Here is a 21,378-nt window from a genome sequence, read left to right on the forward strand (position 1 = left end):
TTAGAGAAACCGCCTTTTGCCATTGATCAAATTCATGCTCAATAATAAAGACATTGCCACCAGGATGCCGTCGGGTACCGTGCTGCTCGATTTTATTCGCTATCACGAGCATTTGACCGGCACCAAGGTGGGTTGTAATGAAGGGGATTGCGGCGCCTGCACCCTACTGGTGGGAACATTGAAGAATAACGAGCTGCAGTACCGTTCGCTCACCAGTTGCTTAACGCCCCTGGGCAATGTACATGGCAAACATGTGGTCACTATTGAAGGACTGAACATGGAAGGCTTAAATGCTATTCAGCAGGCCATGTATGATGAATCGGCAACGCAATGCGGATTTTGCACACCGGGATTTGTAGTCTCACTGGCCGGTTTTTGTCTCAGCGGTAAACAGGCGACCACTGAAAACGCTATAGCCGCCATCGATGGGAATATCTGCCGCTGCACCGGTTACAAATCCATCGAACGCGCCGCTGCCAAAGTAGCTCAACTGATGCATAACAGGCAGGCAGAAGCCCCCACAGCATTCCTGGCGGAACATGGAATTTTGCCGTCCTGGTTTGCCGGCATCAAACAAAGACTGTATTCATTGCAAACGCAGCTCGACGGCGAACTGCAATCGCCAACTGCCACAGAATGGGTTGGGGGCGGCACCGATGTATATGTGCAAAAGCATGATGTTATGAAGGAAGCATCGATCCGGTTCCTGTTCGACGATGACCAGTTAAAAGGCATCAGGCAGGAAGGAAACAAGTGTATCATGGGTGCATCAACCACTGTGACAGCCATGAGCGAATCGCCCCTGCTGCAGCAATACTTTCCGCGGCTCGCAGATCATATCAAACTTATCGCTTCTACCCCTATCCGTAATATTGCCACCATTGGCGGCAACCTGATCAATGCCTCGCCGATTGGTGACCTCACGATCTTCCTGCTGGCACTCGATGCGACGCTGCTCTTTAGCAATGGAGAGGAACAAAGAGCGTGTCCGTTGCGGGAATTGTATAAAGGATATAAAATGCTTGATAAAGATGCCGGCGAGCAGCTGGTCTCCGTTTCCTTTGAACTGCCTGGCGCCGATACGGTATTTAATTTTGAAAAAGTAAGCAAACGCACGAACCTCGATATAGCCAGTGTGAACTCAGCCATTTGTGTGAGCATACTGCATGATACCATCGCGCATGTGCGCATTTCAGCCGGCGGTGTTGCACCTGTACCTAAATTACTGGATCTAACCAATGCGTTCCTGAAAGGCCGCTCCATTGATCCATCAACGATCGATCAGGCAATTGCCATTGCCCAAACAGAAATTGCGCCTATCAGCGATGCCCGGGGATCTGCCGCTTATAAACGATTGTTGTTAGGTCAGTTGATGAAAGCACATTTTTTAACAATTCTTGAGAACGCAATGCATTGAGTCATTCGTGTTCTGCGCTCAGCGTTAAGCGTATGAAAAATATTGATGCATATACACACCTGCGGGGCGAATCCATTTACCTGGATGATATTCCCCTTATACATGGCACTTTATTCGGCGCTGCCTTTGGTTCGCCGGTAGCCCATGGTGTTATCAGCGCGCTGGATACCAGTGAAGCCGCTGCCCAACCCGGCGTTATACGCATTTTCACCCATAAAGATATCAGCGGCGAAAACCAGATCGGGGGTATTGTGGCCGATGAACCATTGCTGGCCGATCATGAAGTTCATTTTTGCGGTATGCCGGTAGCTTTTGTGGTAGCAGACTCGATAGATGCTGCCCGGGCGGCCGTCAAAAAAATAAAACTAACCAGTGAACCATTGCCCGCGATCACCGATCCGCGCGAAGCGCAGGCAAAGGGCGAACTGATCATCCCACCCCGCACCTTTCAGCTGGGCGATACCAACAGCAGCTGGTCACAGTGTACGCATATCTTTGAAGGGCAGGCTGATACCAACGGCCAGGAACACCTGTATATAGAAACACAAGGCGCTTATGCTGTTCCCCAGGAACATAATGCCATTAAAATTTATTCTTCTACGCAAGGCCCAACAGCGGTACAACGCGCTGTTTCGCGTGTACTGGGTTTACCCATGCACCTGGTAGAAGTGGAAGTGAACAGGCTGGGTGGCGGTTTTGGCGGCAAGGAAGATCAGGCGAACAGCTGGGCAGCGCTCTGTGCGCTGGCAGCCCATCACCTGAAGCGGCCAGTTAAATATTCCCTGCACCGCATGGAAGATATGGCCATGACGGGTAAACGCCATCCTTATGCTGCCGACTTTAAAATTGGCTTGAACGAGGCGTTGAAAATTGTTGCCTATGAAGTTACTTTCTATCAAAATGCGGGCGCCGCAGCAGATCTGTCGCCAGCCGTACTGGAGCGCACCCTCTTTCATTGCACCAATTCCTATTATATTCCAAACGTAAAAGCAACGGCCTATAGCTGCAGAACCAATTTGCCGCCCAATACCGCATTCCGCGGTTTTGGCGGCCCACAGGGTATGTTCATGATCGAAGCCGCTATTGCGAAGGCAGCTGAAGCATTGGGTATAGATGCCGCCGTTATCCAGGAAAAGAATCTCTTGCAGACCGGTGATGAGTTTCCTTACGGACAAAAAGCCCAAAGTGAAGCCCCTGAATGCTGGCACAAGGCAACAACTATCTATGATCTGCAAGCGGGGCGAAAAGAAGTAGATGCATTCAATGCATCCAATACCCTGTATAAAAAAGGATTGGCCTGCATGCCCATTTGCTTTGGCATTTCTTTTACCAAAACCCTGATGAACCAGGCAAGGTCCCTGGTGCATGTGTACACAGACGGCAGCGTAGGCATTACCACCGGCGCTGTTGAAATGGGCCAGGGCGTAAATACCAAAATACTGCAGGTGGCGGCCGAGGTATTTTCCATTCAACCCGAGAAAATAAAGATCCACACCACCAATACATTCAAGATCGCCAATACCTCACCTTCTGCTGCCAGCGCCACTGCCGACCTGAATGGGAAAGCCACACTGCTCGCCTGCACCGCCATTGCCGGCAGATTGAAAAAAATGGCTGCTGAAACACTGGGGGTGGACGAGCAGCTGGTATCATTACAAAACGGGTACCTCTATGTGAACGGGGAAAAAACCGATCGTGACTGGAAATCGCTGGTCATGGAAGGGCACCTCAAGCGAATTGGCCTTTCAGAACATGCGCATTATGCTACGCCCGAAATACATTTTGATGCCACCAGGGAAAAAGGCCATCCTTTTGCCTATCATGTTTATGGTACAGCCCTTATTGAAGTTACGGTGGATTGCATTCGCGGAACCTATACCATCGACGCCGTTAAAGCAGTGCACGATTTTGGCGCCAGCATGAATAAGGCTGTTGATCTCGGCCAGATAGAAGGCGGCATTGTGCAGGGCATCGGCTGGATGACGATGGAAGAAGTAGTCTACGACAAAGAGGGCAGACTGCGTTCGAACGCCCTGTCGACCTATAAAGTGCCAGATATATACGCTGTACCAAAGGAGATCAGGGTCGACTTTTTACAAACGCCGCAGGATAACCTGGCCATCTTCCGGTCAAAAGCAGTGGGTGAACCACCGCTCATGTATGGTATCGGCGCTTATTTTGCCTTACGCAACGCCATACGCGCTTTTAACAAAAGCGGTCATTTCCCATTTGCAGCGCCCATGACGCCCGAAAGAGTATTAATGGCCTTATACGCAACCGAAAAGAAAGGGACTATTCAAGCTCATGAAGAAACAATTGATCATTTGGCAGTTAATAAATAGAAGCCTGGCACAAGAGGTACCGGTAATGTTATTGTATGTGCTGCAAAGTGAAGGAAGCAGTCCGGGCCGGCAGGGATTCTTCATGGCTGTGAATGCAGCGGGTGAAGCGGCAGGCTCAATTGGCGGTGGTATCATGGAACACAAGTTTGTGGAGATGGCCAAAGACCGGTTAAAGGCCGGCGTATCACTTCGCTTTTCCGATTTGCAGAATACCTATACCGACGATTCAAAAAGCACCATTAAAAAACAATTCCATAATAAATCGGCCGATTCAAATCAAAGCGGAATGATCTGTTCGGGCGAACAGACTATTTTGTTATACCGGATCGCTGCCGGTGATGCTAATACGATCAGCGAGTTGATAGCCAGCCTGGAGCAACACCAGAACGGTACCCTGCAGTTATCTCCGGCCGGTTTGCAATTCACAAGAGCAGTACCCGATACAGATCATTATTTTTCCATGAGCTCGGAAGTAGAATGGTTATACCAGGAAAAGACCGGCTACAAAAATCATTTATACATCGTTGGGGCAGGCCATTGTGCCCTGGCGCTTAGCCGGATGATAAGCGATATGGATTTCTATATCCACCTGTACGACGACCGCCCGAACCTGAAAACTTTCCGGGAAAATGTATATGCACAGGAGAAACGGATAATCAGGGATTACAGCGAATTGTTGCAGCTGATTGCCGGTGGTAACGATCAGTATGTTGTAATAATGACGGTGGGTTACCGTACCGATGATATTGCGCTTAGGGCTTTATGGAAGAAGCAGTTCCGGTTTTTTGGCCTGCTGGGCAGCAAAAGCAAGATAGAAAAGATGTTCAATGATTACCGTTCAGAAGGCATCCCGGAATCTTTATTGAAACCAATCCATGCACCGGTGGGAATAGACATCCATAGCCAAACACCCGAAGAGATCGCGATTAGTATCGCGGCGGAGATCATTGCTGTGAAGAATCGTTAGCATCACCTGCCTGATCACGCACTACCGTACCCGTAATATAACCATAGGGTTCATCGGTAGCAATAAAGATCTCGTTCTTGTTATCGACACCGAACTGTTCCAGGTTGAACAGGATATGATGTTTGTTGGGCATTTTCAGGCTGATCTCATTAACAGCGGCAAATTTATTTAACACGGCTTCGCCCATAGCAAACAGCGTATGCTGCACCGAAAGACTTTGGTGATCTGAAAATGTTTGCAGCAACGTGGTGCGAATACCGTTGAACAGCTCAACAAAAAGTACGTTGGAGGAATTGTAGGTCCAGTTCACTTCGCATTGCGTGGCAAAGATGCGGTCACTGGTTTCCTTAAGGGTGGTATATTGATCCTTGATATAATGCTCGAAACCGGAATCTGTCGTTTTTAAGATCAGCAGGTCAGCAATCCCGGTGGTTACGGTAATACCTTCCCCGCTTTGCACAATGGCGGCCGTATGTTTTTCTGCACCGCCGCTGCAATAAGCATGCGGATGTTCGCTTCCATTAAAACGCATCCGCTTCCAGTTATACTCGGTCAGTTCAATGCGGGCCTGGGACACCTGGGGATTGTTCGTTATAAAATAATTCGCCAGGTACAGGCCAAAAGACTCTATAGAAGAAACAAAATGTTCTTTGGCCAATGCATACACGGTATTCTTCTGGGTATCTGTAGGCAGGATCCTGCTATTGTCACCTATTGTATGAGCCGTTTCAAAATCACCTTCCAGCACAACATTCACTGAGATCTGCCTGAACTCATGGTAATCGGGATGACGAATGATCTTGGATAGATTAATGGCATTTTTACCATAGGTGTTCTTTCCCAGTTTTATTGACATAGCAGCGTATTTTGGTGGAATGTATACTCAATTTAAACAATTAATTGTCTATTTTTAGTAGCGGACTTAAATATTCAAGTATGTTCGACCTGGCCATCAGCGGTAAGTTCATTTGTACGCCCGAAGGCATGCGGGCTGGCGTGGTACTCATCAGGAACGGTATCATCGCTGATGTAGTAGCTGCGCTGCCCCGCGAAGCGAGCCGCACGGTAATCGATATTGGCGAAAAGGTGCTGATGGCCGGTATAATTGACCCTCATGTACACCTGAACGAACCGGGCCGTACAAATTGGGAAGGTTTCGACACCGGGACCAGGTCCGCAGCTGCCGGAGGTATCACGACGCTGGTGGATATGCCGTTAAATGCTTCACCGGTTACTACTACGGCTATTGCCTTTGAACAGAAGCTGGCTGCTACGAAAGGACAATTACATGTAAACTGCGGTTTTTGGGGCGGCGTGGTTCCAGGAAATAGTGCTGAAATAGAAAAGCTGATCAATAAGGGTGTCTTGGGCTTTAAAGCATTCCTAACGCATAGCGGCATCGATGAATTTCCAAACGTAACAGAAGCCGATCTGCAGCTGGTGATGCCTGTTATTGCCCGGTATAACTTACCATTACTGGTACATTGCGAAATGTCTACCCAGTTGCAAGTGCAAGCGGGAAACGACGATCGTTCTTATCAACAGTATCTTTCTTCCCGGCCAAAAGCCTGGGAGGATGAAGCCATCGCCCTTATGATAAGGCTTTGTGAACAGTATCATTGCCGGGTGCATATCGTGCATTTGTCATCGGCCGATTCTATTGAACAAATTAAACAGGCGCGGCAGAAAGGCTTGCCCCTTACGGCCGAAACCGCCCAGCATTATTTGTTTTTCAATGCCGAAGCCATTCCTGACGGACAAACGGCTTTTAAATGCGCCCCACCGATTCGTGAAAAAGAGAATAATGAACGATTATGGCAGGCCTTACAGGAAGGGATCATCGATTTCGTGGCAACAGATCATTCACCGGCTCCACCGGAGATGAAAGAAATTGCATCGGGCAACCTGAGGAAAGCCTGGGGTGGTATCGCATCCCTGCAGCTGGCGTTACCGGTTCTATGGACGGGCGCCCGGAAGCGCAATATACCGGTTACCTGTATGGCAAAATGGCTTTGTGAAAAACCGGCATTATTGCCCGGCTTGCACGAAACGAAAGGTAAAATTGCCAAAGGCTATGATGCCGACCTGCTTGTTTGGGATCCGGACAGATCTTTTACCGTTACAGCAGAGCAATTGCATCACAAACATAAAATAACGCCCTACCTGAACCAGCAATTGTATGGTGTGGTGGAACAAAGCTGGTTAAATGGCGAATTGATCTTTGAGCAGGGACAATTTCCTGCGCTTAATAAAGGAAAACTCATTATGAATTGACAACCGGATATCAACAGCGCGCAACCAGGATCCTGCAACGGATCAATGAACTGGCTTCCATCAGTGAAGAACCGGCTGTTATTACCCGTACATTCGGTACTGATGCTTTTGTTAAAGGAAGCCACCTGGTTGCGCAATGGATGCAAGCCGCCGGTTTAGCAACCCGGATTGACAATATCGGCAACGTGCGGGGTAGACTGGTATCCTCTTCTGCCAATGCCAAAACACTGGTGATCGCCTCGCATATAGATACTGTTGTGAATGCCGGCAAATTCGATGGCCCGCTGGGTGTGCTCATCGGACTTGACCTGATTGAACAGCTTATACAGCAACAGGTTTCGCTTCCCTTTCACCTGGAACTGATCGCTTTTTGCGACGAAGAAGGCTGCCGCTTCCACACCACTTACCTGGGCAGTAAAGTAATAGCTGGGCAGTTTGATACGGATCTGCTCAACAAACAGGATGCTGCCGGCAATACCTTGCAGCAAGTGATTGGATCGATGGGTGGCGATCCGGGCCTGTTACAACAGGACGCCATACCTGCCGAAGAATGGTTGGGTTATTTTGAGATCCATATCGAGCAAGGTCCGGTCCTGTATGAAAAAAATATTCCGGTGGGTCTTGTAACAGCTATCGCCGGGCAAAAAAGAATTGCCATCACCTTTACAGGTGAAGCCGGGCATGCAGGTACCGTACCCATGACGAAACGGAACGATGCCTTATGTGCCGCTGCTGCATTTATTCTGGAAGTAGAACGGTTTGCGGGTACGCATCCACATCAGCTTTTGGCCACCGTTGGAACTGTACAAATCGCGCATGCAGCCAGTAATGTGATCCCCGGGGAAGTGACGATCACGCTTGATCTGCGCCATGCAGATGCAGCCATTTTAGCAAGCTGCCATAAACAATTGCAGCAACTGGGCCTGTCTGTTTGCGAACGGCGTACTATAAAAATGAGCTGGCAAGCGGTACAGGAAACAGAAGGGGTAAGCTGTGATGATACCTTTAATCAGTTACTGGAAGAGGCCATTCAGCGATCAGGGTATGAGCTGGTGAAACTGGTGAGCGGGGCCGGGCATGATGCAGTGGCAGTAGCAGCAGTAGCACCGGTAGCCATGTTATTTGTGCGATGTTTTAAGGGCATCAGTCATAATCCATCGGAAAATGTTGAACTAAATGACCTGGCCGCTGCCGTTGAGGTATCGGCTGCATTCATACATTCGCTCATTCAAAAATATAACCGCGGTTAATATGGAAATTTCAGCGCTAACAAGATCGGTCGTAAAACACAATCATGCAGTGATCAGTCAGGATGGCTATGTGAACAGCAATGTGCCGGGTTGGACAAACTGCACCGTGAATGTCATCATCAATGAACAAATGGGCGCCCGGCTTTGTCAAACACTGATCACATTGCAAAAGGATGGCAGCCTGACTGGTAGCACGCAACAATCGCAGATCTTTTTTTACATAATTGAAGGCGCGTGCAAGGCTACGGTAAGTGGTGAATCAAAAAATTTAGCTAGTGGCCATTTTGTATATATACCAGTTCAGAAGGATTATGTTTTTGATGAAGTAAAAGCCGGTACCAGGATCCTCAGCTTCCATAAAGTATATGAGCCATTACAGGAAGCACCGGTACCTGCAACCCTGTTTGGCGATGCTTCCAAAGTGCCAGCCCCCAGCTACCTGAATGATCCTGCCCTGCGCTTACAGGTCTTATTGCCCGATAACCTGTCCTTCGATATGGCGGTGAATATTTTCACTTATGATCCGGGTGGCCATTTGCCATTTGTAGAAACCCATATCATGGAACATGGTTTGCTGTATTTGCAGGGGCAGGGGGTATATATGCTCGATCATCACTGGTACCCCGTCAAAAAAGGAGATGCCATCTGGATGGCGCCCTACTGTCAGCAATGGTTTACCGCTATGGGCAAGGAACCGGCTGTATATATCTATTACAAAAACGTGAACCGCTTTCCCACTGTAGTATAACGAAAAATCTATGGCTATGACAATTGCAGAATTCGATGGCCTCGATATAGAGAAAAAGAAAGCACTGCTGCATACCTGTTGCGGCAGCACTGCCTGGGTAAACAATGTGCTCGAGGCTTTACCGGCTGAAGACCTGATTGATCTGTTCCAGATAGCCGAGGAAAAATGGTATGCCTGCCATGAATCAGACTGGCGGGAAGCATTTGCCCAACATCCCAGGATCGGCGATATCAATTCCCTGAAAGAAAATCTCTCCGCGGCTAACGCATGGGCGGAAAAGGAGCAGTCGGCTGTGAAGCAGGCTTCTGAACAAACCATACAGGAACTGGCAGCAGCCAATGAAAAGTATGAGCAACGGTTTGGTTATACTTTCATCGTTTGCGCAACCGGCAAACCTGCCAATGAAATGCTGCAAATCCTTAACCAGCGATTATATAACAGCCCGGAGGTTGAAATACAGGTTGCCATGGAAGAGCAGCTTAAGATCACGAGGTTAAGACTTGAAAAACTCTTTGGCATTAACGAACCATAACAGCTACCACCATGAGCCAGTTAACCACGCATATCCTGGATACTACCCAGGGCAAGCCCGCTGCCGGTGTGCAGATCGTTTTATACCAGTTGGAACATAATGACTGGAAGGAGATAGTACGGGGATTTACCAACAGCGATGGCAGGATCACGGACTGGCTGCCAAAAAATGAGCGCTTACCGACCGGGCAGTATAAACTGAAATTTGAAACGGGCGATTACTACAAACAACTGCTGATGACTTGCTTTTATCCCTTTGTAGAAGTGGTGTTTTCCATTACCGACGGTTCACATTACCATGTGCCTCTCTTATTAAATCCCTTTGGCTACTCTACCTACCGGGGTTCTTAATTTACACAGCAATAAATTCCAATTACTATAAAGAATAAATATGAAGCTTTCCATACCGGAAAAAGAGAAAACGGATTTGTTAGCGCAGTTGCAAACGGCCAATCTCAAATTCCAGCAAACCTATCCCGGCGACAGGCCTGAGCGCCAGCCGGTTCATACAGTGTATGGAGGGGCAAACCTGTTCAGAGCCGACACCTGTGTGAAAATGGGTGATATTGCCCTCAGGAATCTGCAAACCTATGCACCGAATTTTGTGGTGCTGGCAAATGTCTTGCAGTTAGCGGGTCACGAATATTTGCCCCGGCAACAAAGCGCCATTGAAACATTGACAAAAAAGCTGAACGACATGCCGGCCCCTTTACGGAAACAGGAACCGGCCTGGCTTGCTTACACGGTATACAATAAGATCATTCAAAAATTGCAAACCGAAGCCGTAGAAGATTTCCGGATAGATTTTGAAGATGGCTTTGGTAACCGCCCCGATGAGGAAGAAGATGCAACTGCAGTGCAGGCTGCCATCGAGCTGGCCACAGGAATGAAAAACCAGACCATTTCGCCGTTTATAGGCATTCGTATTAAGCCATTTACAGAAGACCTGAAACAGCGCGGGGTGCGCACACTGGATATTTTTCTTTCTACCCTGCTTGAAAATACCAATGGAATTCTGCCCGAAAATTTCGTGGTTATGTTACCCAAAGTAACGATACCAGAACAGGTAGTGACCCTGGTACGCCTTTTCGAACTGTTTGAAAAAGCGCATCAACTCGCACCCGGTTCCCTGAAAATGGAAACGATGGTGGAAGCCACACAGATCATTATGGATGAGGAAGGGCGCAATCCCCTGCTGCGCATTATAAAAGCCAGTGAAGGAAGATGTATTGCCGCGCATTTTGGTACCTATGACTATACAGCCTCCTGTGGCATTACCGCGAAGTACCAGACCATGGCGCATCCGGTTTGTGATTTTGCACACCATATGACGAAAGTAGCGCTGGCCGGTACAGGCATCTTTTTATCAGATGGCGCCACCAATGTAATGCCTATTGGCCCGCACCGTGGCGACCAACTGAGCTATGAGCAAATGACCGAGAACCGCGAATCGGTACACCAGGCATGGCGTACCGGCTTTCATCATACCATGCACTCGCTCATCAATGGGTTCTACCAGGGCTGGGACCTGAACCCTGCGCAGCTGCCCATGCGATATGCAGCTACCTACAATTTCTTTTTGAACAGTTATGAAGATGCGGTATTCCGGTTGAAGACCTTTGTAGAACGGGCAGCTATCTCTACGCTTACCAAAGACATATTCGACGATGCCGCCACCGGGCAGGGTTTGCTGAACTTCTTTTTAAAAGCTATGAATTGTGGTGCGATCACTGAAGAAGAAGCTACCGCTACAGGCCTTACTATTGATGAAATACGCAGCAGGTCGTTTTACCGAATCCTGCAAGGCAGAAGAAAGGCTTAGTACTATAGTATAGGCACAAATTCCTCGGAGAATCGGAACCTGTTCTTAATTAAATGAACGCCTCTGTTCTTCTGATTGCGGACGGTATGTACGGAAAGCCGCATCTGGCGGGCAATTTCATGGCAATCGAGGCCCTTGGTATAACTCAGCAACATCACTTCTTTACATTTCTCGGGCAGATCATTTACAATGCTATATACCTGGCGTAAAACCTCGGCATGAATGGCCTCGTTCATTGCCCCGGGTTCTATTTCGTTGGATTGCTGGCGGATGGTTTCGCGGATGCGGGCCTGGTATTGTACCTGCTGGTTATGATTGAGACAGGCATTACGGGTGCTGATGTATAAAAACGCTTTTGCCGCATAAACCGTCTTGAAGTCAGCCTGCTTTTGCCAGAGCTTTACAAATACATCGGTAACAATATCCTGGGCGATGGCAGCATCATTTACCAGCCGGCGGGCGAAAAAACAAAGTGAAGGATTGAACAAATGAAATACCTTTTCGAATTCAGGGATCTTTTGCTGCTTAAGACGTTTACTTTTCTCATTCGTTAAATGTTCTGTATTCCTCATGTCAGGTAGTTTTTGAAATGTCGCAACACATTGGTGGTTTCTTTCTGATTCATGGCATCTTTAGTACAACGGATATATGGAGGCTGATACAGGTTTTTGTAAAAACCGGCTGGGGCCCAATGGCTAAACAACCGGTGTGTTCTTCCATGTAATAAATCGGTGGTTTCTATAAACCATAAACTATTTTGAGCTATTATCTCTGCTGCACAGATCTGCTTTGAGATTCCCGTTATGAGACCACTTCCCTTTCGTTGGAACCCTTCTAAGCACTAGTGGTTTTCCGATACACACCCTATAAATAAAAACACCAATTCTGTCTGTTTTTACTAAATAACAATAAAATAATTTTAATATAATAGTTGCATTGATAACTATTTAGTGACCGCCCGGTGATTTAATAGAAAGGGTTAATGGTTCGCAGTTTTTCAATTGCGCCTGTTGTTGGGTAGGTAGAAATATTGAATGCGCAACGAAGGATCAACAGGCGTTTTTTGCTTTATCGTACTCGTGTATTCACTTAGGTGATAAATGATCGATGACAATTAGTTTATGCGAGCTGGTGAAAATTCAGAAAATAAACATTATAAGTTTTTTCAAGCCATACTTTACAACGCTTCAGCAGCTACCTATTGACGAAATATTTTTACAAAATATATTTTGTTTCTCCCTAACTTTACGCGCATTAAAAGAGAATTAATTCTTTTTGCTCTTCAGTTATCAGCCATACTTCTATCCTGATGAACGTTATCTATCCTTAAGAACATACTTCTATCCTGTCGAATTGCAACTATCCTAAGGTTTCTATTTTTATCCTTACGTCCTTAGTTCTATCCTTACGTCCTTGCTTACCTGCAGTGACCACGCTATCGTAATGCCAGCAGGCTATTCCTATTATTACCAGTTATTGTTCCGTCCCTACAAACTCTAACCAATTGCGTTACTAACAACATTTTTTTCCGGTGCAAACACCGGACAGGAAAACTTATGCCCCTAAACGAACGGGTTTAATCAACATTCATTCACTCAATGTTTTTACTGCTTTTTACAGAATAAAAGCAGCCAACATTATGAAACAAGCGAAACTAACCTTGTTCCTGTCTGCATTTGTTATTATGCTGACAGCCCTTGCTGCCGTAAAACCCGATTTCAAACCCAAACCTGCAGCCGCACAGATCAATTATTATTGGTTTGATGTTACCAACGCCTGGCTTGGCCGGCAAAACACAGTTGCCAATGAAATTTTCATAACCGGCTTTGATGAAAGCACCGCCAATCCAAAAACCTTACAGGAAAAAGGTTGGGCGCCCGCGAATTGTTCCATTGACCAATGGGGCGTACCCCGGCCCATAACATCGCAACCCGACAAGTTACTCTATTCTCACCCCTAACCTTCTAAGATCAGCAAGGCGTATCACGAATAAGCACACCTACTCCCGGCTTATGATGTGATACGTCTTTTCTTATTCTCTTAATTATATCCTGGATTCTGTTCCAGGTTGGGTGCATTTTCCAGTTCAATAAGTGGGATAGGATATAATTTATCGTTGGGATGCCAGCGAGCGCCTTTTGCGATACCTAGTACTGCATCGGCTTGTTGCGTACGCTTCAGATCGAACCAGCGATGCCCCCATTCCGCAAAGAATTCTACCCGCCGTTCCTGTTCCAGTTTCTGCCAGCATAAATCACTGCTGATATTCTTCGAAAGCTCGGCCAGGCCGGCGCGGCTGCGGATGATATTGATATCGTCTACTGCTTCTTCAACCCTTAGTTGCCGGGCCCGCGCTTCCGCCCGGATCAAATATTGTTCTGCTAATCGTAATACAACGTTGTATTCATCTGGAACACCTGTTGAAATGTAAATCTTGTATTTATATGGATGGGAATATGTGGTGCTATTAACCTTCACCGTTTTAATCCAGTTTTGTTTCCGCAGATCATTAGTTTCAAAAGCAGATAAAAGGTTACTGTCAATTGTATAGGTCGGTCGAATTGCTGGAGAAGAAGGAACAAAAATAAAGCCATCACCCGAATTCAAATTGGCGGGCGCCCATTGAAAAATGATCTCCGGGCTCTTTATTTTGAAAACCGCGTTCAGGTCGTTTGAGAGCGTGAACAGCCCCGAATTTATGACGGCATTCGCCATCTCTTCAGCCCGGCCCCAATACTGCATATGCAGGTAGACCCTTGCCAGTAAGGCCATAGCCGCATGTTGTGTAGGCCTGGTATTCAATTGAGTACCAGCCAATGCATCCCTCGCTGCCAGCAGATCGCTCTCTATTTGTATATACACCTTATCAGCCTGCGTACGTGGAAGCAGGGCATTCACTTCGGCGTTGGTATTTAATACCAGTGGTACATCGCCATACAAATTTACCAGGTAGTAATAACACAATGCCCGCACAAATAAAACCTCGCCAGTTAACTGCTTCTTGAGTGTTTCATTTACCCCGGAAGATCGTTGCAACCCTTCTATACAAATATTACTGTGATAAATATAGGTATAGGCTGCCTTCCAGAGATTAACATTGATCAATTGATTGCTCGGCAAAATTGCGTTATTGGTGAACTGCTCTTCATTATTCATGGCACTGGTGCGCACAACCTCATCGGCTGACAAACCTGGGAACAAACTCATCCCCCCATTGAGCAGGAACTTTGTATTGCTCATTACTTTGATGTAGAGGCCAGCCACCGCAGCCTGGGCCAAAGAGTCGTTCGAAAAGACCATCGAAGCTGTCAGGGAATCATCCGGTTCATCTACCTGCACCAATTTTTTGCAACTGGTCATCGTTAATGAAATTGCAAAAATGACAACGCAAACGAATATATAAATAAGAATAGGTTTCGGTTTCATATGTGCAATTTTAAAAATTCAGTTCAATGCCCCCTGCAATGGTGCGTAAGGGCGGTAAAGTAAATAAGTTTTGAGTTTCTGGATCTGTTCCTTTATACCGGGTAATGGTGAACAGGTTTTGCGCCTGCAAATAGATCCGGCAATTCTTTAAGGAAATGTTTTTTAACCATTGGCCCGGCAAACGCCAGGACAATTCAACATTCCTAACCCGGCAATAAGAAGCATCCTGAAAACCTCCGTTTGATTCTTTAAATTTTTCTATGGCTTTACTTGCAGCCTCCTGCTCGCCTGTGGTATTTTGCTGCAAAACCGCATGGTCAGGACTTCTCTGCCAGCGGTCTAATGCCAGTGCAGGCTGATTGATCAGCAATTTTCCTGGAAAATTTACATTATAGAGATAGTATAAATAGTTGTAAGCTTGCTGTTTCCTGATCTCCAGGAATACATCCAATTGCCAGCCCTTATACTGCCAGTTGCTTTGTATAGAGCCATACCAACTGGGGTCTAAATGGCCAATAACCCGGTAATCGTCCGGAAAACTAATATCACCGTCTTCATCCAGGTCATTAAAACTAAATAATCCGGTGGCCGGGTGTACCCCCGCATAAGAATAGCCATTGAAAGTAGAAAGAGATCGACCGATCGTTAATTTGTGCGCATAAGAAGATGTGGCCAGGTTGGGAAAAGCAATTAATTTATTCCGCGGTATGGTCAACAAGATATTGCCATTCCAATGCCAGTCTTTGCTAAGCTGGTTCTTTGTTTGCAACTGAATTTCCCAGCCGCTGTTTTGTACCAGTGCGCTGGAATTTTTGGCCGCATAACTGGTGAAACCGGTAAGGCCCGGCAATGTATATGAGATCAGCTGATTGCCCGTGCGGTTGCGATACCAGGCAACAGAGATCATCAGCCGGTCTTTGAACAGGCCCAGGTCAAGGGCTGCTTCCAGCTTACGACTTACTTCCCAGCTGTAATTACTATCTGCCAGCTGCACAGGAATTATACCTCTCGTACCCAGGTAAGCCCCCACAATATCCTGCCATTGGTCGAGGTATTTGTAATCCCCGATCTGGTCATTACCGGTTACTCCATAACTAGAGCGCAGCTTACCAAAACTGACAACACTCTTTTTATTCTTCATAAAGGGCTCGTTGGAAAATATCCAGCCAGCACCGGTTGACCAGAAAGTACCTACCTGTTTGCCCGGGCCAAAACGGCTGCTGCCATCTGTACGTCCGGTAAGATTGATCAGGTACTTATCATACAGGATGCTATTCAGGCGGGCAAAAACACCGCCATAACGGTATTCGGTCTTAAGATCTTTATTGATCAGGCTGCCTGCATCATGTAAATTGCGCAACTGTGCATCACTGGCAAAATTGGTAGCTTCGGTATTATCTACGGACTGCGTTTGCACCTGCATGGTGGCGCCCAACAAGCCGGAAATTTTCCCGATACTTATATACTTGTTATACTCGAGCTGCGGTTCAACGATCCAGCTGTTATAAACGAGTTTGCCAAAATAAGAATAGCCTTTTGCATTCGGGAAATCGTAAGGATTGAAACTACTGCCTGGCAACAAACTCATGTCCTCCATTCTCAGGCGGTTATAACCAAGGCTTGTCTTAAATAGCAGGTTTTTCAAGATCCGGTAACTGATATCAAGATTCCCTAACAAATTACTGGTCTTTGACTCGTAGGTCTTCAACAATGATGACATTGGATTGATGAAGGTGAGATCGCCTTCGATCCAGTTCAGCTTTCCGGTAGAATCATAGAGCACTGGTGTATGTGGCGCGAGGTTTACGATACTCGTGAGATCGGTGGTCAATAACCGGTTCTTATCGCCGGTAATTAAGAGGGTGAAAGTAGCATTCAGGCCTGAATCCCTGCTTTGGTAATGCAGGTTGCCATGCCCCGATAAACGCTCGTTCCTGAGATCGCCGGGAAAAACGGTCGTTTCGCGGTGATAACCCGCTCCCAGGTAATATTGCAGCCGTTTAGACCCGCCGGATAATGCCAGTTGCGCATCATTAATAACGGCCGTACTGCCAATGAACATGTCCTTGAAATCGGTATAACGGGTAGTGTCCCAGGCCATCAGGTCGGGGGCAGTGGTGTTGTTAAGGGCCAGGCCATCGTTTTCCAAAGCTTCGCGGCGCATTTGCACATATTGTGCGGTATTCATCATGTCCGGATAACGGGTGATCCTGCTGAAACCGCTCCTGATATTAACGGTAAACGAAGGTTTGCCTGTTTTGCCTTTTTTAGTAGTGATAAGTATAACGCCATTGGAGCCGCGGCTTCCGTAAATGGCCGTTGCATCGGCATCTTTCAACACCTCAATATGATCTATATCGCCGATATTGATAAATGAAAGCGGACTTCTTCCAAACTCACCCAACGCGGTACCGGAAGTAACCGCCTGCATGGGATTGTTATTGGGCGCATAGGGAACTCCGTTTATAATAAACAGCGGATCATTCGGGGGCAGGGAGCCCGGTTTAATACCAATGGAGCTTTGTCCACGTAACTGGATCTTATAGGGAGAACCGGGCACGCCGTTGCTTTGAGTGATCAGCAAACCAGGAATGCGGCCCTGCAGGGTTGCCAGTGGATCAGATACCGGCTGGCGGGCAATATCCAGCTGGTTAACTTTATCAATGGAGCTCGTCTTATACCGCTTTGAAGTTTTTCCATAGCCGGTAATTACCGTTTCATCAAGGTCCTGTAAGTGTTTCTTTAACCGAACAATCAGATAGGTTTCATCCTTGATCAGTCTTTCGACGGTTTCATATCCTACGCTGCTGAAGGTTAATTTCGTATGGGGCTTTATGGAGATCTTAAATTGTCCATCATCATTTGATTTGGTACCGGCAGCAGAACCGCTTGCCTCGACAGATACCTGATCCAGCGATTCGCCCGCTTCATCGAGAATTTGTCCGTCAATAGCCCATAACGCCGGCTTTGGTCTCATGATGGCAGCAGAATCGGGGCACACTGTGATGATACCGTCGCCTACCATTACGTATTTTAATGGCAGCCCTTTGAGCGCCTGTTGCATTACCTGTTGAACAGTGCCGTTTTTTACATGTACTGAGACCCGGGGAATATCTTGCAGGTATTCGCTCCTGTAAGCGAATGTATATACTTTTTGTTCCTGAATCAGTTTCATGATCCTTCTGAGCGGGACATTTTCCTCTGATATAGAGATCTTTTGAGTTTGTGCAAACCCCGGAAGACACGCCACCAAACAAAGCATTAACAAAATTCTAGTCATTTCCAAGACTTTGTGATTAGCTTTTCGCTAATATTACACTAATTAAAATGCCAATGAACCAGCCCCTACCGGTTCCTTTCACCATAGCGCTGCACCAATCTTTTAACACCTCCACAATCACACTTTCCCTGGCTATTCTGACACGCTGATCTTCCTGCCTTCCAATTTGAAATGAACACCACCCGATAATTCAAGCGCTCTTAGTATCTGATCAAGCGGTGTTTGCCGGGTTATGGTCAATGTATAGTGACCATTAACAGGTTCTTTAAAATAAATCTCATAATCATATTGCCGGGCAATCTGTTGCATGATCAATTTAATATCCAGGTCATTAAAAATAAAAATATCTCTGTGCCAGGCCATTACCTCCTGAATATCTGCATACTTTACAATTTCCATTTGTCCGTCACCGTTGACCAGCGCTTGTTGGCCCGGTATTAAAGTGGCCGACTGCGTTGGCTGTTGTGCTGAAAGCATTTGTTCCGGTTTCATGGTTGCCGCTTTTTCGAACCCCGGGCAAAATTGATTGCTGACTTTCACCTTTCCTTCCAGCAAAGTTGTTTTTATAACCGGTTCATCGCCATACGCGTTCACATTAAAATGCGTTCCCATTACTTCTACTGCCGCGCCCGTACCTTTACTTTGCGGCGACTCCACATACACTATAAAAGGCTTTTGCGCAGTTTCTGAATCCAGCGATACCGGTTCCGGATTTACTTCAAAATACGCTTCACCGGTAACCTGTACGATCCGTTCCTTATTAATAAAGGCTGTCGGAAAGGTGATACTCGAAGAAGCATTCAGCCACACTTTGCTGCCATCAGGTAATTCCACCGCAAACTTTCTGGCTTTCGGTGTTGTAATGGTGTTATATCCCAGTTCACGTTGTGCATTACCGGTCGACCATTCGTACCGCACTTTATCGCCCCTTTTATTGATCACCGACCTGTATTGTAATGCAACATGACCGTTTATACTGCTATCAAGATATATGATGCTCGCATCTGCCAGCTTTAACGCCACGCGGTGTTCATCAGAGGCCATACCACTACTTTCATTTTTTTGGGCATGGTCAACAACAGCAAGCGCTTTTTTACCAGTTTTTTTCTCCATTAATGAATACACGGTGGCAGCCATTAATAAGAGACCAGCAAGAATAGCTGCATATGTAATACCCCAGGTCAGTCGCTTTTTTCGCTGGCCAGGAAATAGCGGCTTTACTTTTCCGGATTCAGCTGCTGCTGTAGAATAGAGCTCAAGCAGGTTTTCGGCAACAGCACCCTGCTTCATTAGCCGGTCAAACAGCAAACGGTTCTCCTCACAACAATTACACCATGCTTCAAGCTCCTGCTTTTCCTGTTCAGTTAATAAATTTCTACGATGCCTGAGAATGAGCCCGGCAATGTGTTTATGGGTAGCCACGGCGAAGGGTTTAATTCACAAATATGATTAACCGTTAGATATAAGCTATTGCCACACGAATAATTACAAATCGTCTTCTGTAAACATCCATTGGTAAAATCGGGAAACAACCTTCATGTTTGAGCTGCCTGATCAGTTATAGAGCCACCTTCCAGAAATATCACTTGAAGTTTAAACCAGTGGTATTATAAGCCAACATTTCAGTAAACATATGTACGGTACTGTACTGACTTAGAATACGTTCAGGATAAGGTCGATTGCGTAAGACCGAAGGGAAAATAATATTGGGCAATCTCTGAGTCGCTATTGGCTGGGGCCCTGCACGAAGAACAAATGTGCAGGTTTCTACGAAAGTAGGAAAATTCCTGAATGCTGAAAAAAAATATGAGGTATTGGATAAAGGTTACGTGTTTTACGGTACAGGTTTCCGGGTAGCTGGCGGTGAATGGCAGTAACACCGGTTATATGAAACAGTTGCACGGCCCGTTCTCAATACCGGTTTCCGCTGACGTTATTATTAACGGCCATCTTCTCTTGTGCACATCAGTACTAATTCCAATTTGTAACATCCATTATATTATGCAGTAAGCTATAACCGCCCACTTTCCCCCTTTTCCTTAAATTGCGCAAAATTCGTACATGGCTACAGAAATCAAATGCCCAGGCTGCGGACAGAAGTTTGCCATTGAAGATGCTGTTTCTGAAGATATTAAGAAAGAACTGAGAGAGAAAATGCAGCACTTCCTAAAACAGAAAGAAGAAGATTTTGCCAAACGTGAGAAGGAACTCATACAACAGGCCCAATATAAAGAAGCTGAGTTTGCCAAAAAATTGCAGGAAGAAACTACCCGGCTTCAACAGTCGATCGAAGTGAATCTGCGCAAGTCCATCGCAGCCGATTTTGAAACCAAATTGCATTTACTGCAGCAAACCAATAAAGACCAGGAGAATAAGCTGGTACTGGCCCGGCAAAAAGAACTGGAATTCCTGCAAAAAGAGCAGGCCCTGAAAAACAAAGAAGCCGAGCTGGAACTTTCTGTACAGCGAAAACTGCAGGAAGAACGGGTAAAACTAGCCGAGGAATTGCGCAAACTGGAGGAACAAAAAATAGCGGCCAAGGAAACCGAATACCAACTGCGGGTACGCGAGCTGGAAAAACAATTAGACGACCAGAAAAAGCTGGCCGAGGAAATGCGGCGCAAGGCAGAACAGGGTTCCATGCAACTGCAGGGCGAGGTACAGGAACTTATTCTCGAGGAGATGCTAAAATCAGCTTTTCCTTTCGACCTGGTTTGCGAAGTGGGTAAAGGCGTGCGCGGAGCCGACTGCATTTTAACCATCCGCAACAGCCTGGGTCAGGAATGCGGCAAGATCATTTTTGAAAGTAAACGCACCAAACATTTCGATAAGAACTGGATCGAAAAACTGAAAGCCGATATGCGCAGTACATCTGCCGATGTGGGGGTCATTGTAACCCAGGCCCTTCCCGAGCAGGTACCGGGCTTTGGCCAGCTCGATGGCATCTGGATCTGTTCTTTCAGTGATGCATTAGCGCTGGTTCATGTGCTGCGCGACGGCATTCTGAAAATCTTTACAGCGGCCAAAACCCATGAGAACAAAGGCGACAAAATGCAAATGCTCTATGGCTATCTGACCAGTAATGAATTCAGCGAACAGTGGAAAGCCATCCGGGAAGGATTCCAGGCTATGAAACAATCCATTCAAAAAGAACGGGACGCCATGGAGAAACTGTGGAAAATGCGGGAAAAGCAGTTGGAAAAAGTGCTGCTCAACGCTTCCCATATCAAAGGATCCATTGAAGGCATCGCCGGCAGCGATAACATTCAACTGGACCTTATTGATGATACCGACCCCCTGTTGCTGAACGATTAAAAGGGT

Annotated in this window: 16 protein-coding genes; 11 read left to right on the top strand and 5 right to left on the bottom strand. The window is 46.6% G+C overall.

Going from position 1 to position 21,378, the window contains the following annotated elements; translation table 11 throughout:
- The first annotated feature begins 22 nt into the window (after positions 1 to 22).
- Genes JT717_RS12100 through JT717_RS12110 form a run of 3 tightly spaced genes read left to right on the top strand, consistent with a single transcriptional unit; the run spans position 23 to position 4,726 of the window.
- Positions 23 to 1,417 (top strand): FAD binding domain-containing protein, encoded by a 1,395-nt coding sequence (locus JT717_RS12100; RefSeq protein WP_205510728.1) that lies wholly within the window; start codon positions 23 to 25, stop codon positions 1,415 to 1,417.
- Between the two features lie 32 nt (positions 1,418 to 1,449).
- Positions 1,450 to 3,759 (top strand): xanthine dehydrogenase molybdopterin binding subunit, encoded by a 2,310-nt coding sequence (locus JT717_RS12105; RefSeq protein ID WP_205510729.1) that lies wholly within the window; start codon positions 1,450 to 1,452, stop codon positions 3,757 to 3,759.
- The gene (locus JT717_RS12110) at positions 3,722 to 4,726 is read left to right on the top strand and encodes an XdhC family protein (RefSeq protein ID WP_205510730.1); all 1,005 of its coding nucleotides are present in this window, start codon (positions 3,722 to 3,724) and stop codon (positions 4,724 to 4,726) included. The genes JT717_RS12105 and JT717_RS12110 overlap by 38 nt, the downstream gene beginning before the upstream one ends.
- Here JT717_RS12110 and pucL read toward each other — a convergent pair.
- Positions 4,704 to 5,582 carry a factor-independent urate hydroxylase gene (gene pucL / locus JT717_RS12115; RefSeq protein WP_205510731.1) on the bottom strand — a complete coding sequence of 293 codons (879 nt, stop codon included), beginning with the start codon at positions 5,580 to 5,582 and terminating at the stop codon, positions 4,704 to 4,706. The two genes, JT717_RS12110 and pucL, sit on opposite strands and share 23 nt — an antisense overlap.
- Before the next feature lie 80 nt (positions 5,583 to 5,662).
- On the opposite strand from pucL, the gene allB reads away from it, so the two are divergent.
- Genes allB through JT717_RS12145 form a run of 6 tightly spaced genes read left to right on the top strand, consistent with a single transcriptional unit; the run spans position 5,663 to position 11,351 of the window.
- Positions 5,663 to 7,000, top strand: a complete 1,338-nt coding sequence (gene allB / locus JT717_RS12120; protein WP_205510732.1) for an allantoinase AllB — start codon at positions 5,663 to 5,665, stop codon at positions 6,998 to 7,000.
- Positions 6,997 to 8,250 (top strand): allantoate amidohydrolase, encoded by a 1,254-nt coding sequence (locus JT717_RS12125; protein ID WP_205510733.1) that lies wholly within the window; start codon positions 6,997 to 6,999, stop codon positions 8,248 to 8,250. The genes allB and JT717_RS12125 overlap by 4 nt, the downstream gene beginning before the upstream one ends.
- A gap of 1 nt (position 8,251) precedes the next feature.
- Entirely contained in the window at positions 8,252 to 8,998 is a 747-nt protein-coding gene (gene allE, locus JT717_RS12130) for a (S)-ureidoglycine aminohydrolase (RefSeq protein ID WP_205510734.1), read from the top strand.
- 16 nt (positions 8,999 to 9,014) lie between these two features.
- Positions 9,015 to 9,530, top strand: a complete 516-nt coding sequence (uraD, locus tag JT717_RS12135; protein ID WP_205510735.1) for a 2-oxo-4-hydroxy-4-carboxy-5-ureidoimidazoline decarboxylase — start codon at positions 9,015 to 9,017, stop codon at positions 9,528 to 9,530.
- 11 nt (positions 9,531 to 9,541) lie between these two features.
- Entirely contained in the window at positions 9,542 to 9,880 is a 339-nt protein-coding gene (uraH, locus tag JT717_RS12140) for a hydroxyisourate hydrolase (protein WP_205510736.1), read from the top strand.
- Positions 9,881 to 9,920: 40 nt separating this feature from the next.
- Entirely contained in the window at positions 9,921 to 11,351 is a 1,431-nt protein-coding gene (locus JT717_RS12145; protein ID WP_205510737.1) for a DUF6986 family protein, read from the top strand.
- A gap of 2 nt (positions 11,352 to 11,353) precedes the next feature.
- On the opposite strand, the gene JT717_RS12150 is transcribed toward JT717_RS12145, so the two are convergent.
- Entirely contained in the window at positions 11,354 to 11,923 is a 570-nt protein-coding gene (locus JT717_RS12150; protein ID WP_205510738.1) for an RNA polymerase sigma factor, read from the bottom strand.
- A 1,067-nt stretch (positions 11,924 to 12,990) separates the two neighbouring features.
- Between JT717_RS12150 and JT717_RS12155 the strand changes: the two genes are divergently transcribed.
- Positions 12,991 to 13,311, top strand: coding sequence for a hypothetical protein (locus JT717_RS12155; RefSeq protein WP_205510739.1), 321 nt, complete (start codon positions 12,991 to 12,993; stop codon positions 13,309 to 13,311).
- Positions 13,312 to 13,391: 80 nt separating this feature from the next.
- Here the strand turns inward: JT717_RS12155 and JT717_RS12160 are convergent, their stop codons facing one another.
- The 3 genes from JT717_RS12160 to JT717_RS12170 form a co-directional block, all read right to left on the bottom strand.
- Positions 13,392 to 14,777, bottom strand: a complete 1,386-nt coding sequence (locus JT717_RS12160) for a RagB/SusD family nutrient uptake outer membrane protein (protein WP_205510740.1) — start codon at positions 14,775 to 14,777, stop codon at positions 13,392 to 13,394.
- A 10-nt stretch (positions 14,778 to 14,787) separates the two neighbouring features.
- Positions 14,788 to 17,952, bottom strand: a complete 3,165-nt coding sequence (locus JT717_RS12165; RefSeq protein WP_205510741.1) for a SusC/RagA family TonB-linked outer membrane protein — start codon at positions 17,950 to 17,952, stop codon at positions 14,788 to 14,790.
- A 237-nt stretch (positions 17,953 to 18,189) separates the two neighbouring features.
- Positions 18,190 to 19,479 carry a FecR family protein gene (locus JT717_RS12170; protein WP_205510742.1) on the bottom strand — a complete coding sequence of 430 codons (1,290 nt, stop codon included), beginning with the start codon at positions 19,477 to 19,479 and terminating at the stop codon, positions 18,190 to 18,192.
- 639 nt (positions 19,480 to 20,118) lie between these two features.
- On the opposite strand from JT717_RS12170, the gene JT717_RS12175 reads away from it, so the two are divergent.
- Positions 20,119 to 21,372 (top strand): DUF2130 domain-containing protein, encoded by a 1,254-nt coding sequence (locus JT717_RS12175; RefSeq protein ID WP_205510743.1) that lies wholly within the window; start codon positions 20,119 to 20,121, stop codon positions 21,370 to 21,372.
- The last annotated feature ends 6 nt before the right edge of the window (positions 21,373 to 21,378 follow it).

Origin of the sequence: Longitalea arenae, from assembly GCF_016924755.1 — a bacterium.
In the GTDB taxonomy this organism is placed as follows: Bacteria; Bacteroidota; Bacteroidia; order Chitinophagales; family Chitinophagaceae; genus Niastella; species Niastella arenae.